The 14,973-nt window shown below is 63.7% G+C and carries 16 protein-coding genes and 1 pseudogene; 7 read left to right on the top strand and 10 right to left on the bottom strand.

The window, feature by feature from the left end:
• Positions 1 to 4: 4 nt before the first annotated feature.
• Entirely contained in the window at positions 5 to 808 is an 804-nt protein-coding gene (locus APH34_RS02800) for a LysR family transcriptional regulator (protein ID WP_054899647.1), read from the bottom strand.
• 123 nt (positions 809 to 931) lie between these two features.
• Here APH34_RS02800 and APH34_RS02795 point away from each other — a divergent pair, with 123 nt between their 5' ends.
• From APH34_RS02795 to APH34_RS02785, 4 genes are all read left to right on the top strand, one after another.
• Entirely contained in the window at positions 932 to 1,663 is a 732-nt protein-coding gene (locus APH34_RS02795) for an SDR family oxidoreductase (RefSeq protein WP_054899646.1), read from the top strand.
• Positions 1,664 to 1,820: 157 nt separating this feature from the next.
• Positions 1,821 to 2,021 carry a DUF1289 domain-containing protein gene (locus tag APH34_RS02790; RefSeq protein WP_054899645.1) on the top strand — a complete coding sequence of 67 codons (201 nt, stop codon included), beginning with the start codon at positions 1,821 to 1,823 and terminating at the stop codon, positions 2,019 to 2,021.
• A 40-nt stretch (positions 2,022 to 2,061) separates the two neighbouring features.
• The gene (locus APH34_RS28520) at positions 2,062 to 2,223 is read left to right on the top strand and encodes a DUF2986 domain-containing protein (protein ID WP_082422711.1); all 162 of its coding nucleotides are present in this window, start codon (positions 2,062 to 2,064) and stop codon (positions 2,221 to 2,223) included.
• A 44-nt stretch (positions 2,224 to 2,267) separates the two neighbouring features.
• Positions 2,268 to 2,654 (top strand): LysE family translocator, encoded by a 387-nt coding sequence (locus APH34_RS02785; RefSeq protein ID WP_371263289.1) that lies wholly within the window; start codon positions 2,268 to 2,270, stop codon positions 2,652 to 2,654.
• Between the two features lie 50 nt (positions 2,655 to 2,704).
• Here the strand turns inward: APH34_RS02785 and APH34_RS02780 are convergent, their stop codons facing one another.
• From APH34_RS02780 to APH34_RS02740, 9 genes and pseudogenes are all read right to left on the bottom strand, one after another.
• On the bottom strand, positions 2,705 to 3,046 hold the full coding sequence (locus APH34_RS02780; RefSeq protein WP_054899644.1) for a copper-binding protein: 342 nt from the start codon (positions 3,044 to 3,046) through the stop codon (positions 2,705 to 2,707).
• Positions 3,043 to 6,201 carry an efflux RND transporter permease subunit gene (locus APH34_RS02775; RefSeq protein ID WP_054899842.1) on the bottom strand — a complete coding sequence of 1,053 codons (3,159 nt, stop codon included), beginning with the start codon at positions 6,199 to 6,201 and terminating at the stop codon, positions 3,043 to 3,045. The genes APH34_RS02780 and APH34_RS02775 overlap by 4 nt, the downstream gene beginning before the upstream one ends.
• An 8-nt stretch (positions 6,202 to 6,209) precedes the next feature.
• Positions 6,210 to 7,418, bottom strand: a pseudogene (locus APH34_RS02770) (efflux RND transporter periplasmic adaptor subunit); the annotation flags it as partial.
• Positions 7,415 to 8,668 (bottom strand): TolC family protein, encoded by a 1,254-nt coding sequence (locus tag APH34_RS02765; protein WP_054899643.1) that lies wholly within the window; start codon positions 8,666 to 8,668, stop codon positions 7,415 to 7,417. The gene APH34_RS02765 and the pseudogene APH34_RS02770, both read right to left, overlap by 4 nt.
• An 89-nt stretch (positions 8,669 to 8,757) precedes the next feature.
• Positions 8,758 to 9,111 carry a hypothetical protein gene (locus APH34_RS02760; RefSeq protein WP_054899642.1) on the bottom strand — a complete coding sequence of 118 codons (354 nt, stop codon included), beginning with the start codon at positions 9,109 to 9,111 and terminating at the stop codon, positions 8,758 to 8,760.
• A gap of 81 nt (positions 9,112 to 9,192) precedes the next feature.
• A complete protein-coding gene (gene arsH, locus APH34_RS02755; RefSeq protein WP_054899641.1) occupies positions 9,193 to 9,894 on the bottom strand; it encodes an arsenical resistance protein ArsH in 702 nt (233 codons plus the stop codon).
• 14 nt (positions 9,895 to 9,908) lie between these two features.
• On the bottom strand, positions 9,909 to 10,379 hold the full coding sequence (locus tag APH34_RS02750) for an arsenate reductase ArsC (RefSeq protein ID WP_054899640.1): 471 nt from the start codon (positions 10,377 to 10,379) through the stop codon (positions 9,909 to 9,911).
• A 28-nt stretch (positions 10,380 to 10,407) separates the two neighbouring features.
• A complete protein-coding gene (locus APH34_RS02745; protein ID WP_054899639.1) occupies positions 10,408 to 11,691 on the bottom strand; it encodes an arsenic transporter in 1,284 nt (427 codons plus the stop codon).
• A gap of 20 nt (positions 11,692 to 11,711) precedes the next feature.
• Positions 11,712 to 12,059 carry a metalloregulator ArsR/SmtB family transcription factor gene (locus APH34_RS02740; protein ID WP_054899638.1) on the bottom strand — a complete coding sequence of 116 codons (348 nt, stop codon included), beginning with the start codon at positions 12,057 to 12,059 and terminating at the stop codon, positions 11,712 to 11,714.
• 119 nt (positions 12,060 to 12,178) lie between these two features.
• Here APH34_RS02740 and APH34_RS02735 point away from each other — a divergent pair, with 119 nt between their 5' ends.
• The 3 genes from APH34_RS02735 (at position 12,179) to APH34_RS02725 (ending at position 14,924) form a co-directional block, all read left to right on the top strand.
• Positions 12,179 to 12,799, top strand: coding sequence for a LysE family translocator (locus APH34_RS02735; protein WP_054899637.1), 621 nt, complete (start codon positions 12,179 to 12,181; stop codon positions 12,797 to 12,799).
• 139 nt (positions 12,800 to 12,938) lie between these two features.
• Complete coding sequence (locus APH34_RS02730) at positions 12,939 to 13,703, top strand: hypothetical protein (RefSeq protein WP_054899636.1); 765 nt, start codon at positions 12,939 to 12,941, stop codon at positions 13,701 to 13,703.
• 237 nt (positions 13,704 to 13,940) lie between these two features.
• A complete protein-coding gene (locus tag APH34_RS02725; RefSeq protein ID WP_305728913.1) occupies positions 13,941 to 14,924 on the top strand; it encodes an aromatic ring-hydroxylating dioxygenase subunit alpha in 984 nt (327 codons plus the stop codon).
• The last annotated feature ends 49 nt before the right edge of the window (positions 14,925 to 14,973 follow it).

The following is a 14,973-nucleotide window of genomic DNA, read 5'->3' as shown; positions in this document are numbered from 1 at the left end:
TGTATTAGCGGTGATCGCCTTGCAGCGCATCGCGCAATTGGCCGAGGCTGTCGATTTCGAGCGCCTGGGCGCTGTAGCACAGGCCAATGCGCCGGCGCAGGTCCAGTTGCGGCAAGGCTTGCATGCGCACCCCAGGGTGTTCTGCGGCCAGTGACTGAGGCACGATCGCGGTGCCCATCTGTGCGGCGACCATGGCCAGCGCCAGGGCAAAGGTTTCGGCCTCGCCCGCTGGCGCATCGCCTGCACTGCCGTAGAGCGGCAGCAGGCGCTGGTGGCTGCCATGGCTGGGGCAGGTGATCCAGCGTGTTTCCTCAACCCGCGGGTCACCTGCAGCAAAGGGCAGGGCGAGGACGAACGGGTCGCTGTGCAGCGGCAGGAACAGCTCGTCCTCGCACCGTTGGTCTTCGCTGGCCAGCCTGGCCACCCCCAGGCACCCGGTGGCCAGGTGCAGACGGATCGCCGGCTGGATCGCCGCCGCCGCCAGCACGACCTTTCTGATCACCGACGCCCCGACGTCATGCTCGACGCCAATCTGCAGGGGCTCGCGTACGCGGTCGTGTTTGAAGCGAGTCACCAAACGCGCCGCGTCCGCGACCATGCGCTGGGCTTCGGGGTACAGCGTGCGGGCATCGTCGGTCACCTCGACGCCCCGGGCCTTGCGCACGAACAAGGTGGTGCCGAGCGCTTCTTCAAGCGCCTTGATACTGCCTGAAAGCGCAGGTTGGCTCAGGTGGATCGAGCGGGCGGCAGCGGTGATGTTGCGCTCCTCGAATACCGCGATGAAGGCCCTGAGTTGACGATGATCCATTGACTTACCCATAAGTTGTACCGATGGCAGCCAAAAGAATATCCCATTTTTCGCCGTGACAGCGGGCTTCTATAATCGCTTTGCTGCTTAACCATAGGCCTTTTGAATCACAGGACCCTCGCAATGACAAGCACTCATAAACCGCTGGTAGTCATCACCGGAGCCAGCTCTGGCATTGGCCTGGCGACCGCCAAACTGCTGTCCCAGCGCGGGCATGCTCTGCTTCTGCTGTCCCGCCGCCTGGAGAAGATGGTGCAACTCGGCCTGCCGAACACCCTGGCGCTGGCCGTCGATATCACCGACCGTGAGGCACTGGTTGCGGCGGTGGCCCAGGCCGAAGAACGCTTCGGCCCGGTGGATGCGATCATCAACAACGCTGGCGTGATGCTGCTGGGCAGTATCGCCACCCAGGACCCAAGCCAGTGGGACCGCATGCTCGACGTCAACGTCCGTGGCCTGCTCAATGGGATTTTTGCCGTGACCAGCGGCATGGTCGAGCGCAAGCACGGCACCATCATCAACGTAGGCTCGGTGGCCGGGCGCAAGACCTTCCCCAACCACGTCGTGTACGTCGGCACCAAGTTCGCTGTCACCGGGCTTTCCGAAAACCTGCGCCAGGAGCTGTCGCCGAGCAATGTGCGGGTGATCACCATCGAGCCGGGCGCTGTCGACACCGAACTGCTGAGCCACACCACCGACTATGCCATCAAGGAGGGTTACAACGACTGGAAGCAGGAGATGGGCGGAGTGCTTGCTGCCGAGACCATTGCTGAAGTGATTGGCTTCGCCTATGCCCAGCCACAATCGGTTTGCGTCCGTGAAATCGTGGTGTGCGCGACCCGCCAGGAGCAATGAGGGGCAGGGTAGCGCGCAGGGCCAGGCTTGCCTGATACCTGGCTCGACGCTTCGCGCATGAACACTCCGGTCGGGTGTTCATGCGCGCCGTGAAACGTGATATGCAGCGATTCTGTCCGGCGTGCGCTATCATCCGCGCCCGCAACCGGAGCAGCCCATGGCCAAAGACATCGACAACCCCTGCGTTTCGCTGTGCCAGCTCAACAGCGAGCTGTGCGTGAGCTGTGGCCGCACCCGGGAAGAAATCCGCAAGTGGCGCGGTATGAAGCGCCCGGAAAAGATGGCTACCGTGCAACGCGCGGCCACCCGGATGAAGGCAATCGTCAAGAAGAACGCCAAGCGCCAGGGCGGCGATTGAGCCATGGCACCCTCCCTAATCCTGCCCACCAGGTGAACCAATGAATCGTCGCAAGAAAATCAAGCAGTTGCTGCAGGCACACGCCAAAAAGGCCAGCGCCAAGCTGGCACCTAAAAGCAAGCCCAAGTACATCTGCAAAGCCGACCGGTTGAAGCTGGCTGCCGAGGCTGCTGCTGAGCCAAGCGCTTCTTGCGAGCACTAAAGGAAGGCCCACCCGCTGCCACGGTGTAAGATGCCGGCTCCGTATTGCTCACGAGCCTGTCACATGGATCCGCACTCGCTGCTTGCCTGATGGATGGCGCACAGGCCGGTGGCGGCAAGCCCACTGCGCTGAAGCTGTACAAGTCGGCATTTCTCACGGCTGTCACCAACCCCAAGGCCACAATGTTCTTCACTGCGCTATTTCCGCAGTTCATCGACCAGAGTGCCGCGCTGCTACCGCAGTTCCTGACCCTTACCGGGATCTTCGTGGCCTTGTCGCTGACGTCCCTGAGCCTTTACGCGGCCGCCGCCGCTCGGGCCAAAGGTGTGTTGACCCGGCCTGCGCTGGCGCGCTGGGTGAGCCGGTTGGTGGGCACCACCTTCATCGGCTTTGGCGCAGCGATTCTGGCCATGCGCCGTCAGACGAGTTGAGCCGTGTGGGCGCCCCTGCCTAGGCTGGCAGGGGCGCCCACATCAACGTTTTACGGTTTGCCGATATTCACGATCCGCGCCGTGCTCCCGTCCATGCGGAAGTCGAAACTGACGTGGTCGCCTGGTTGCAAGCCTTGCAGCTGTGCCGGGGTCGCTTGAAAGCCCATGGTCATCGCCGGCCACTGCAGCGCGGCGACCGGCCCATGGGCCAAGGTCACCTTGCCGCTCTGTTCATCCAGTGCCTTGATCGTTCCTTCGGCGTGCGCGCTGGGGGCGGCCTGGTGGGTGGGCATGTTCATGCCCTCCATGGCCATGTCAGCCATGCTGTCCTGGGCTTGCGCGCCTGTGGCAAGGGTGAGAAGCATGGCTGCGCTGAGGTAGAGGTGTCTCATTGGGTTTCTCCAGTCTTGGGGTCATGGGGTGCTGCAAGATCGCGGCGCCGGGTTAGCCAGTACGCTGCGGGAATCACGAACAGAGAGAGCAGGGGCGCGGTGAGCATGCCGCCCACCATCGGCACGGCGATGCGGCTCATCACCTCGCTGCCGGTACCGCTGCTCCAAAGAATCGGCAATAGCCCCGCGACGATGACCGTCACGGTCATCGCCTTGGGCCGGATACGTTGCACTGCACCCTCGCGAATCGCCGCCAGCAAGGCTGCTGGCGTGCGTTCGCCGCTGCGCTGGCGGTCGTCCCAGGCGTTATTGAGGTAGAGCAGCATGATCACACCGAACTCCGCTGCCACCCCGGCCAGGGCGATGAAGCCGACGCCGGTGGCGACCGACAGGTTGAAACCCGCCAGGTACAGCAGCCACACCGCGCCAGTGAGGGCGAACGGTAACGTGGCCATGATCAGCAGCGCCTCGCCCAGGCGGCCGAACGCCAGGTACAGCAGCACGAAGATGATTGCCAGGGTTGCCGGGACCACCCACGCCAACCGTGCGTTGGCCCGCTCCAGGTACTCGAATTGCCCGGAGTAGCTCAGGCTCATGCCTGGGGCAAGTTTCACCTGGTGCTCCACTGCCTGGCGCAAATCGGCCACCACTGACGACAGGTCGCGCCCGCGCACGTCAATGTAAACCCAGCCGGAAGGGCGGGCGTTCTCGCTCTTGAGCATCGGTGGGCCTTGGGTGATGCGTACCTGGGCCACGGTGCCAAGGGTGATCTGGCTGCCTTGCGCGGTATAGATCGGCAGTTGGCGCAGGGCCTCGGCCGAATCGCGCCATTCGCGCGGGTAGCGCACGTTGATCGGGTAGCGCGCCAGGCCTTCCACCGTTTCGCCGACGGTTTCGCCGCCAATGGCGCCGGCGACGATGGCCTGCACGTCGGCGATGTTGAGGCCATAGCGCGCCGCTGCCTGGCGGTCGATGTCGAGGTCGACATAACGGCCCCCGGTCAAGCGCTCGGCCAGCGCCGAAGTTACACCGGGCACACCCTTGGCCGCCTGCTCGATCGCCAGCGTGACACGGTCGATCTGTGCCAGGTCACTGCCGGCAACCTTGACCCCGATCGGGCTCTTGATGCCGGTGGCGAGCATGTCGATACGGTTGCGGATGGGCGGGATCCAGATATTGGTCAGGCCCGGCACGCGCACGGTACGGTCGAGCAGCTCGATCAGTTTTTCGCTGGTCATGCCCGGGCGCCACTGCGCCTTCGGTTTGAGCCGCACCGTGGTCTCGAACATCTCCAGCGGCGCGGGGTCGGTAGCCGAGTCGGCGCGGCCGGCCTTGCCGAACACGCTGGCGACCTCGGGTACGGTACGGATCAGCCGGTCGGTGCGCTGCAACAGCTCCGAAGCCTTTTGCACCGACAGCCCAGGCAGCGCCGAGGGCATGTACAGCAGGTCACCTTCGTCCAGCGGTGGCAGGAATTCCCCGCCTAGCTGGCTCAGTGGCCACAGGCTACTGAGCAAGATCGCCAGCGCACCCAGCAGCGTCACCCACGGGTGGCGCAACACGGCGTCCAGGGCCGGCCGATACAGCCGAATCAGTCCACGGTTGAGCGGGTTGCGTTGCTCAGACGGTAGCGGCCCGCGAATCCAGTAGCCCATCAGTACCGGCACTAGCGTGACGGCAAGCCCTGCCGCACCGGCCATGGCGTAGGTCTTGGTGAACGCCAGCGGGGCGAACAGCCGCCCTTCCTGGGCCTGCAGGGTGAACACCGGGACGAACGACAGGGTAATGATCATCAGGCTGAAGAACAGTGCAGGCCCCACCTCGACCGCCGCTTCGGTCATGACCTGCCAGTGTTGTTCACCCTTCAGCACCTTGCCCGGGTTGCGCGCGTGCCAGGCCTCCACGCGCTTGTGGGCGTTCTCGATCATCACCACGGCGGCATCGACCATGGCCCCAATGGCGATGGCGATGCCGCCCAGCGACATGATATTGGCGTTGATGCCCTGGTGGCGCATGACAATCAGCGCAACCAATACCCCCACCGGCAGCGAGACGATCGCCACCAGCGACGAGCGCAGGTGCCAGAGAAACGCCAGGCACACCAGCGCGACCACGATGAACTCCTCGATCAGCTTGTGGCTGAGGTTGGTCACGGCGCGGTCGATCAATTGGCTGCGGTCATAGGTGGTCACCAGGTCGACCCCGGCAGGCAGGCTTTTTTTCAGGGTGTCGAGCTTGTCCTTGACGCGGGCGATGGCCTCTCGTGCGTTTTTGCCGTTGCGCAGGATCACCACGCCGCCCACGGCTTCACCTTCGCCATCCAGCTCACCGATACCCTGGCGCGCCGCTGGCCCGAGCTGCACAGTGGCCACATCGCCCAGCGTTACCGGTGCGCCATTGCTGGCCATGCGCAGGGGGATGGCGCGGAAATCGTCCAAGGTCTTCAGGTAGCCCGACGCCCGTACCATGAACTGTGCCTCGGCCTGCTCCAGCACACCGCCGCCGGTTTCCTGATTGGCCTGGCCGATGGCCTGCGACACGTCGCGCTGGGTGATCCCGAAGCTGGCCATGCGCAGGGGGTCGAGTACCACCTGATACGCCTTGACCATGCCACCGATGCTCGCTACCTCGGCCACATCCGGCAGTGTCTTGAGCTCGAAGCGCAGGAACCAGTCCTGCAGGCTGCGCAACTGTGCCAGGTCATGCCCGCCAGTGCGGTCGACCAGGGCGTACTGGTAGACCCAGCCCACCCCGGTGGCATCCGGGCCGAGCACCGGTCGGGCCGACGCCGGCAAGCGTGACTGCGCCTGGCTCAGGTACTCCAATACCCGTGAACGTGCCCAATAGGGGTCGGTGCCGTCTTCGAACAACACATAGACGAAGCTGTCACCATAGGCGGAGAAACCGCGTACGGTCTTGGCGCCCGGTACCGAGAGCATGGTGGTGGTCAGCGGGTAGGTGACCTGGTTTTCGACGATCTGGGGTGCCTGCCCCGGGTAGGCGGTGCGAATGATCACCTGCACATCCGACAGGTCGGGTAGTGCGTCGATGGGCAGGCTGCGCAGAGCGAACACGCCCCACGCTACCAGGAACAGGGTGGCAAGCAGCACCAGGATGCGGTTGCCCACCGACCAGCGAATCAGTTTGGCAATCATGGCTGGCCCTCTGCGGCGGTGGTCGCCTCTATGCCCCTGAGGCTGGCTTCGGAGTCGATCAGGAACTGCGCCGACGCCACGACGCGCTGGCCTGCCTGCAGCCCTTGCACAATGGCGACCTTGCCGCCGCTCTCCTGGCCCACAACGACCTCCACCGGGCGGAAGCGACCTTGCGCTTCGGCCAGCATCACCAGGTCACGCTTGCCGGTGCGGATAACGGCTTCGGCGGGTAGCAGCAGGCTGGCGTCGGCGTTGTCCGCCGGGTGCAAGGTGACCTGTGCGCTCATCCCTGGGCGCAGTCGGCCCTCACGGTTGGGCAGCTCGATGCGCAGGCGCAGGGTGCGGCTTTGCAGGTCGGCATCGGCGAGCAGGGCGGTCAGCGTTCCCGACACCGTCTCACCGGCAAACGCCGGGAGTCGTGCTTGCACCTGTTGCCCCTCGCGCAGCCCTTGGGCTTGGGCTTCCGGCACGGCAGCTTCGAGCCAGACAGCCGCCACGCCGTTGATCCGTGCCAGCGTCATGCCTGGCGTCACGGTCATGCCCGGGCGTACCTCGAGCGCCTGGATCACGCCGGCGCTCGGTGCCACCAGCGTAATCAGATTCTGCACCCTGCCGCTGCGGCCTACCTGGTCTATCAAGCTGGCAGGCATGCCCGCCAACACCAGGCGCTGGCGCGCTGCCGCTAGCAGTTGTGCATCGCCCGTATGCCGTAGCGCCAGATACTCTTCCTGCAGCCCTGCCCATTCCGGCGCCAGCACATCGGCCAGCGGGGCGCCCTTGGCCACCCGGTCCCCTGTGGCGCGCCCGTAGGTGCGCTCGACAAAACCTCCGGTACGCGCCTGCAGCACGCTGAAATCGCGCTCGTCAAAGGTCAACGCGCCGCTCACCTGTAATGAACGCTCGAGTTTGCCCTGGGTCACGGTCGCCAAGCGTACGCCCAGGTTCTGCTGCACGCCGGGTGCGATTTGTACCGCAGGCTGTGCTTGTTCAGTACTGCCATCGGCGTATTTGGGCACCAGTTGCATGTCCATGAACGGTGACTTGCCTGGGGCCGGGAAGTGTTGCTGCGGGAACATCGGGTCATACCAGTACAGCGCTTTCTGGGCACCTGTGTCCGGCGTTGGCTCGGTGTGGGGCTGCGGCGCCAGCCAGTAGCCAGCGCCAGCGCCCACGGCCAGTGCCAGCGCCGTGATCAGCCCGATCGTGGTCTGTTTCATGCCCGCACCTCGCCGTAAACGAAGTGCAAGCGGGCTGCCGTTGCTGCCAATTGCCCTTGTAGGTCGATATCCTTCAGCCGGGCTTGCACCCGCTGTTGCCGCATGGCGATTAAGTCACTGAGCGTCGACTTACCGGCACGGTAGTCGGCGAGCGCCAGGCGCACGCGGTCTTCTGCCAACGGCAGCAGGGTCTGGTGGCTGCGAGAAACGGCGCGCTGCAGACGCTGGTACTCCGCCAGGTCCGTTGCCAGCTGTGCGCCATGCTCACGCAGCGCCGCTTCCTGCTCGTCTTCGAGCTGCCGCACTTGGGCACGCCGCGCGGCGATCATGGGGTCTTGTCGTGAGCCGGTGAACAGGGGCAACTGGAAACTGAACTGCACACTGACCATGTTGCTGAACGCCGGCCCACGACGCTGGTAGTCCACCTGCCAGCCCCAGTCCGACTTCTTCTCGGCCAGCGCCTGTTCGACCTGCGCCTGCGCTTCTCTGGTCATGGCCCCGTACGCCACCAACTGCGGATGCTCATGCAGCGTATGCACATACTTCCCTGCATCCACCGACCATTGCGGAAAGGCGGAGGCCTGTGCATCGGCTGCCTGCCCGGTCCAGCGCTGCAGCGCTGCCCGGGCTTGGGCCTGCTGGCTCAGCAGTTGGTCCTTCTGTTCATCCAGTTGCGCAGCTTCCTGGCGGGGGGCAAGGGCATCGGCTGACGTTCCGCCACCGCCGGCGAGCCGGGCCTTTATTGCGGACGCTAACAACCGGTTTTCGCCATAGAGCGCGTCGAATGCCTGAAGTTTTCGTTGCACGGTGTAGGCCGCGATCCAGGCTTGTGCCGTGGCTGCCCGTACGTTGAGGCCCTCCAGAACGGCTTCGGCGTCTGCGCGTTCTGCTGCTGCTTGTGCGGTGTGCACGCGAGCCTCGCGCTTGTCATGGTTGGGCACCTCCTGGGCGAGCCCGACCACCTGCATGGTCATGAAATCGCGGTTGCTGCTCCAGCGATCGCTGCCCTCCACGGGCAGGTTCTGTACGCCGAGGTTAAGCCGTGGATCGGGCAGTTCGCCTGCGGGCACAACCGCGCTGCGCGCCGCCGACAGTTGCTCCTGGCGAGCCTGAAGGGAAGGGGCGTTGCGCTCGGCCAGTTGCAGCGCCTCGTCCAGGGAAAGCGAAGCTGCCTGCGCCGGCAATAGCGGCAGCAGGGTCAGCAGGGCGGCCACAAGCGGCCGCCCGGGTTTGAAACCCTGAGGGGTCATGAAGAGGATTCCTCGAAAAAACCAGCGCACAGGCGCATGCCATCGCCTGGCCGCAGGGGCAGGGCGATGAAGTGAGGTTCAGGCGGGAATCAGGTGCGGGGAGGGCGCCAACGGTCCGGCGGTGCCCGAGACAGCAGGCTGTGGGCGTAGGTGTCCGAGGGACGGGGCGTGACGAAAGCCAATACCGGGTTGCCGGGGCTGACTTGCAAGGTGCTGGCGGTCTTGCATTCCTGGCCCGGTTTGCAGGCCTTGGTGTGGTGATGGGAGGAGGACTTGCCCGAGTCCTCGTCCTGGCAGCAGTCGTGTTGCATGCCTGCCATCATGGCCATGCCCTGGGCCTGCATCGGGCACGGTTCGATGGGTGAGTCGACCCCCGCCATCCCGCTCAGGGGAAGCGCAATAGCCAGCAGCAATACCGTGAACAGGCGCAAGAGGCGGATCATGCGGGCAAGTCTAAGGGAATTTGGTTAGCTCAGCATTAACAAAACCGGCCTGCCTGGCGCTGCGCGAGCTGTAGGGCGGCCTCAGATGGCGCCTTGATTGACCCGGTCGGACAATTGCTCGGCGCTTTCCTTGCGTTCTGAATAGCGGTCCACCAGGACGTCCTTGCGATCGCGCAACAGCAGCGTGAACTTCACCAGCTCTTCCATGACATCGACCACCCGGTCATAGTAGGCCGAGGGTTTCATGCGGCCGGCCTCATCGAATTCCAGGTAGGCCTTGGGCACGGAAGACTGGTTGGGGATAGTGAACATCCGCATCCAGCGGCCGAGCACGCGCAACTGGTTGACCACATTGAACGATTGCGAGCCACCGCACACCTGCATCACCGCCAAGGTTTTGCCTTGGGTAGGGCGAACGGCGCCGAGGGCCAGCGGTATCCAGTCGAGTTGCGCCTTGAACACCGCAGACATTGCGCCGTGGCGCTCGGGTGAACACCAGACCTGTCCTTCCGACCACTCGACCAGGTCGCGTAGCGCCTGGACTTTGGGGTGCTCCACAGGCACATCGTCGGGCAGGGGCAGGCCGGAGGGGTCGAATACGCGGGTTTCGGCACCGAAGTGTTCAAGCAGACGGGCGGCTTCCTCCACCAGCAGGCGGCTGAACGAACGCTCGCGCGTCGAGCCATACAGCAGCAGGATGCGTGGCTTATGGCTGCTGCCGCCGGTAAGGGGGGAGGCCTGCGTGAACAGGGACAGGTCGAGGTTGGGCAATTGCTCGTGCATGGGAATATTCCTGTTCAGAGTGAGCCGATGCGGTCCACCTCGTGCTTGAGGTGCGCGCGGTCGAGTTTGTCGAACGCCAGCGCGAAGAATGCGGTGCAGCGTGCTTCGATGCGTTGCAGCGTGGCGACGAACGCTTCGTTGATCCGCACCTCGTCACCGACGACCTCGGACGGGTCGGCAAGGCCCCAGTGCGCTTTCAGCGCCGGGCCGAAATACACCGGGCAGGCTTCACCGGCTGCTTTGTCGCAGACAGTGATGACCAGGTCTGGCGGGTTGTGGGCGAAGGCTTCGTTCCCTTTGCTGCTCAAGCCCTCGATGGCAATTCCCGCCTGCTGCAAGGTGGTGAGGCTGCGCGGCAACACCTGGCCCTTGGGAAAGCTGCCAGCACTGACCGCTTCGAAGCCTGCCGGTGCCAGGTGGTTGAACATGGCCTCCGACAGGATGCTGCGGCAACTGTTGGCCGTGCACATGAACAGGACTCGCATCGATAACTCCTGCCGCCATTGAGCGGCTTCAAAGGCTCAGGCGCAGTGCCAGAGCACAAAGGGTGATCAGCAGAACGGGCAGGGTCAGCAGGCTGCCAACCTTGAAGTAGTAACCCCAGGTGATGCGCAGGCCCTTGCGCGTCAGTACGTGTAACCACAACAACGTCGCCAGGCTGCCGATGGGCGTGAGTTTCGGGCCCAGGTCGCAGCCAATGACGTTTGCATAGATCATGGCCTCCCGCACCAGGCCCTCGGCTGCGCTTGCCTGGATCGACAACGCACCGAGCAGTACGCTGGGCATGTTGTTCATTACCGACGACAGAAAGGCCGAGAGCAGGCCGGTGCCGATGGCGGCGCCCCACACGCCCTGCGCAGCCAACGGGTCGAGCACACGGGTGAGCAGGTCTGTCAGGCCGGCATTTTTCAGGCCGTAAACCACCAGGTACATGCCCAGGGAAAAGACCACCACGTGCCAGGGCGCCTCGCGCAGCACACGGCGCGTGGAAATCCGATGGCCTCGGGCAGCCACGGTAAACAGCAGCACTGCGCAGGCTGCTGCCACCGCGCTGATCGGAACACCCAGTGGCTCCAGCGCGAACAGGCCCAGCAGCAGCGCCAACAGTGTCCATCCTCCAGCCCTGAACGTTGCGTGGTCGCGGATGACCGTCTGCGGTTGGGGCAACGCTTCGAGCGCATAGTGCCTAGGCAGGTCGCGTCGGAAGAACAGGAACAGCACCAGCAAGGTGGCGGCAACGCTGGCAAGGTTTACCGGCACCATCACCGATGCATACTCGGCAAAGCCAATTTTGAAGTAATCGGTGGAAACGATGTTGACCAAGTTCGACACAACCAGTGGCAAGCTGGCCGTGTCGGCGATGAACCCTGCGCCCATCACGAACGCCAAGGTGGCCGCTGGCGAAAAACGCAGTGCGATCAGCATCGACATGACGATGGGCGTGAGGATCAATGCGGCGCCATCGTTGGCGAACAGGGCGCAAACCGCCGCACCCAGAAGCACGCAGAACGCGTAGAGGCGATAACCGCAGCCATTGGCCCAGCGGGCGACGTGCAGCGCAGCCCATTCGAAGAAGCCGGCCTCATCGAGCAGCAAGCTGATGACGATGATTGCGATGAAGGTAGCCGTGGCGTTCCAGACGATCGCCCAGACTGTCGCAATATCGGAGAAGGAGACCACGCCTATGGCCAGTGCGATGATCGCCCCCAGCGCCGCGCTCCAGCCGACGCCAAGACCTTTCGGTTGCCAGATGACCAGCGTGAGCGTGAAAACAAAGACAGCAAGGGCAGGCAGCATACGGGGCTCGCTCGATCAGTTCAGCAGCAGGTGGTTTCTCGGACCGGGCGCCCGTCCATGTTGCGCAAGCGTGCGCAGTCCTGCTGCAGCCATTGGGCATTGGCCTTCAACGTCACCTGGAGGATTTCGCCCACCCAGGCCGGCAGTGCCGGGTTGAGGCGGTAATAGACCCACTGGCCCTGGCGCCGATCCAGCAGCAACCCGCTGGTGCGCAGTTGGGCCAGGTGTCGGCTGATTTTTGGCTGGCTGTCATCCAGCGCGCACATCAGTTCACAGACACACAGCTCGCCTTGGCTGGCGATCAGCAACGCGGCACGGGTGCGTGTTTCGTCTGCCAGGCTCTTGAACACTTCAGGAGGGGTGATCATGGGGGTGCCTCTACATATGAATATGCATATATACGCATATCCATATTTATAACGCAACCCATGCTGTGTGCGCCTAGCGCTATGCTAACCTCCAGCCACACCCCTGCAGGCCAGCTGCCATGCCCTTTGCCGACAATCTGCTCGCGTTCACCCTTGCCGCCACGTTATTGACCATTACCCCTGGCCTCGATACCGCCCTGATCCTCAGAACCTGCACTGTGGAAGGGCGTCGGCAAGGGTTGCGCGCCGCATTGGGGATCAACGCCGGTTGCCTGCTCTGGGGCGCTGCAGTGGCCTTCGGGCTTGGGGCGTTGATTGCGGTGTCGGCGCTGGCCTACGACGTGCTCAAGTACTGTGGCGCTGTCTATCTGGCATGGCTTGGCGCGAACATGCTGGTGCGGCCCCGGCAGGCGCTGGGGCCGGCGGCGAACGTTAGCCGGGCAGAGGCCAACTGGTTTTTCAAAGGCATGATGGGCAACCTGCTGAACCCCAAGGTGGGGATTTTCTACGTCTCTTTCCTGCCGCAGTTCATTCCGCCGGGCCAACCTCTGGTGGCCTGGACATTTGCCCTGGTGGGCATCCACGTGGTGTTGGGCCTGGCCTGGGCCATGCTGCTGATCGGCGCCACGCAGTCGCTGGCAGGTGTGCTGCGCCGTGGGCCGGTCATCCAGTGGATGGACCGCGCGACAGGGTTGGTCTTCGTGTTGTTCGCTGCGCGCCTGGCATTGAGCAGGCGCTGAAAGACCCGGCCAGTGGCCAAGGCAAAGGCGTAAAAAACCTGCTTGAACGGCGGCGGGTTCAACTAACATGGGCCGCGCCATGCAGGGCGTGCCAGACGCGCCAGGCCCCCCTAAAACCTGTGATGCGCCTTATATTCCCATGACTGCCTTCTACCTCAAGTTTCTTATCACCCCCACGCTGATGCTGGTCATCTCGCTGGCTTCCAAACGCTGGGGCAGCAAAATCGGTGGCTTGCTTTCCGGGCTGCCAGTCACCTCGGCGCTGGTCATGCTCTTCCTCAGCCTCGAGCAAGGCCCAGGCTTTGCCTTGCAGGCAGTGCCTGGCGCGTTGGCGGGGTTGGCCGCCGTGCAGGCCACCTACCTGTTCTACTTTCTGGTGACCCGACGCGTTGGTGCATTTGCCGGCTGCCTCATGGCCCTGGCGGTTTACGCGGCAACAGCGTTCGTGATCAGCCGGCTGGCCTGGGTGGCACTGTCGGTCGCTGTGACCCTGCTATTGCTCACCGTGATCATCGTGGTGACTTCGCCCAAGGCGCAGGGCAGCGCCGCGAACATTGTGCCCTTGCCGCGTTGGGTGATCCCGATGCGCATGCTGACGGCAACGCTTCTGCTCCTGGCGATTACAGCCAGTGCCCAGTGGCTGGGGCCAGTGGCCAGTGGCTTGCTGGCTCCGATCCCGGTGATTGCCTGGCCACTGGCGGTGTTCGCCCATGTTCAGGGTGGGCATCAGGAACTGGGGGCGATCGTGCGCGGCAATGCGATCGGGGCGGTGGGGGTGCTCGGTTTCTACCTGGCGGTGAAAGCTTCGATCGTGGCATTGGGCACCGTACCGGCGATCGCGGCCGCCGTGGTGCTGGCCGTGGTGGCAACCTTTGCATTGGCGCGGGTGCTGGACAGGCGCTGAGTTACGCTAGGCCGTACACACACCCTCCTGCGTGGCGGCTTCCTGCCGCCTCGTCACCGCGCGAAAGCTTGCGCCCCTTCTTCGCACGCCTCAGTGCCACCCAGGGTTCCCGCACATTTTCCTTTGTTTCCCCCACCAAGCGGATTGCTTTGTGTTGGAAAATTCGCGATGATTTGTTAACTGATGGTTTTCGGTAAACCAGCAGTTAACAAATAACAATCAACAAGAGGATGTGCCGTGGACGCCATCGTGAAGCTGCCTGCCGATTTCTGTCAGAACCTGGACGAGGCCTACACACTGCCTGCGTCGTATTACACCCGCAGCGCGGTGTTCGACGTGGAAAGGGAAGCGATTTTCGCCAAGGCCTGGATCTGCGTTGCCCACCGAAGCGAAGTGGCCCAGAGCAATGCGTACATCACCCGGGAAATCACGGGTGAGAGCATCATCGTGGTGCGAGGGCGCGATGACGTGTTGCGGGCGTTCTACAACGTCTGCCCCCACCGCGGCCATCAACTGTTGAGTGGCAGCGGCAAAGCCAAGAATGTGATCACCTGCCCCTACCACGCCTGGGCGTTCAAGCTCGACGGGGAACTGGCGCACGCGCGCAATTGCGAAAACGTGGTGAATTTCGATAAGGAAAACGCCAGTTTGGTGCAACTGCGTGTGGAGGAATACGCAGGCTTCATCTTCATCAACATGGACCCGCAAGCGGACTGCGTCGAGGCGCAGTTGCCAGGCCTTGAAGCCAGCATGCGTGAAGCGTGCCCGGTGATTGACGACCTGCACCTGGCGGCGCGCTTCGTCAGCCACACCAGCGCCAACTGGAAATCCATCGTCGACAATTATCAGGAGTGCTACCACTGCGCACCTGCACACCCCGGCTTCTCCGACTCGGTCGATGTGAGCCAGTATGGCCACACGCTGCATGGCAACTGGACCTTGCAGTTCGGCAAGGCCAAGTCGTCCGAGCGCTCGTTCAAGTTCGACGAGGCCAGCGGCGGGGCCAAGTACGCGGGCTACTGGGTATGGCCTTGCAGCATGTTCAACATGCCGCCAGGCGGCAACTTCATGACCGTGATCTACGAGTTTCCGGTGGACGCCAACACTACGCTCCAGCACTACGACATCTATTTCCTGAACAAGGACATCACCCCCGAGCAACACGCCCTGATCGAGTGGTACCGGGATGTGTTCCGCCCCGAAGACCTGCGCCTTGTGTAAAGCGTGCAACTGGGGCTGAAGTCCCGTGGCTATCGCGGGCAAGGCCGGA

It is taken from the genome of Pseudomonas sp. NBRC 111131 (genome assembly GCF_001320525.1).
Lineage (GTDB): Bacteria > Pseudomonadota > Gammaproteobacteria > Pseudomonadales > Pseudomonadaceae > Aquipseudomonas > Aquipseudomonas ceruminis.
The sequence above is the reverse complement of the archived record's forward strand: the minus strand, read 5'-3'. Positions and strand labels throughout refer to the sequence as shown.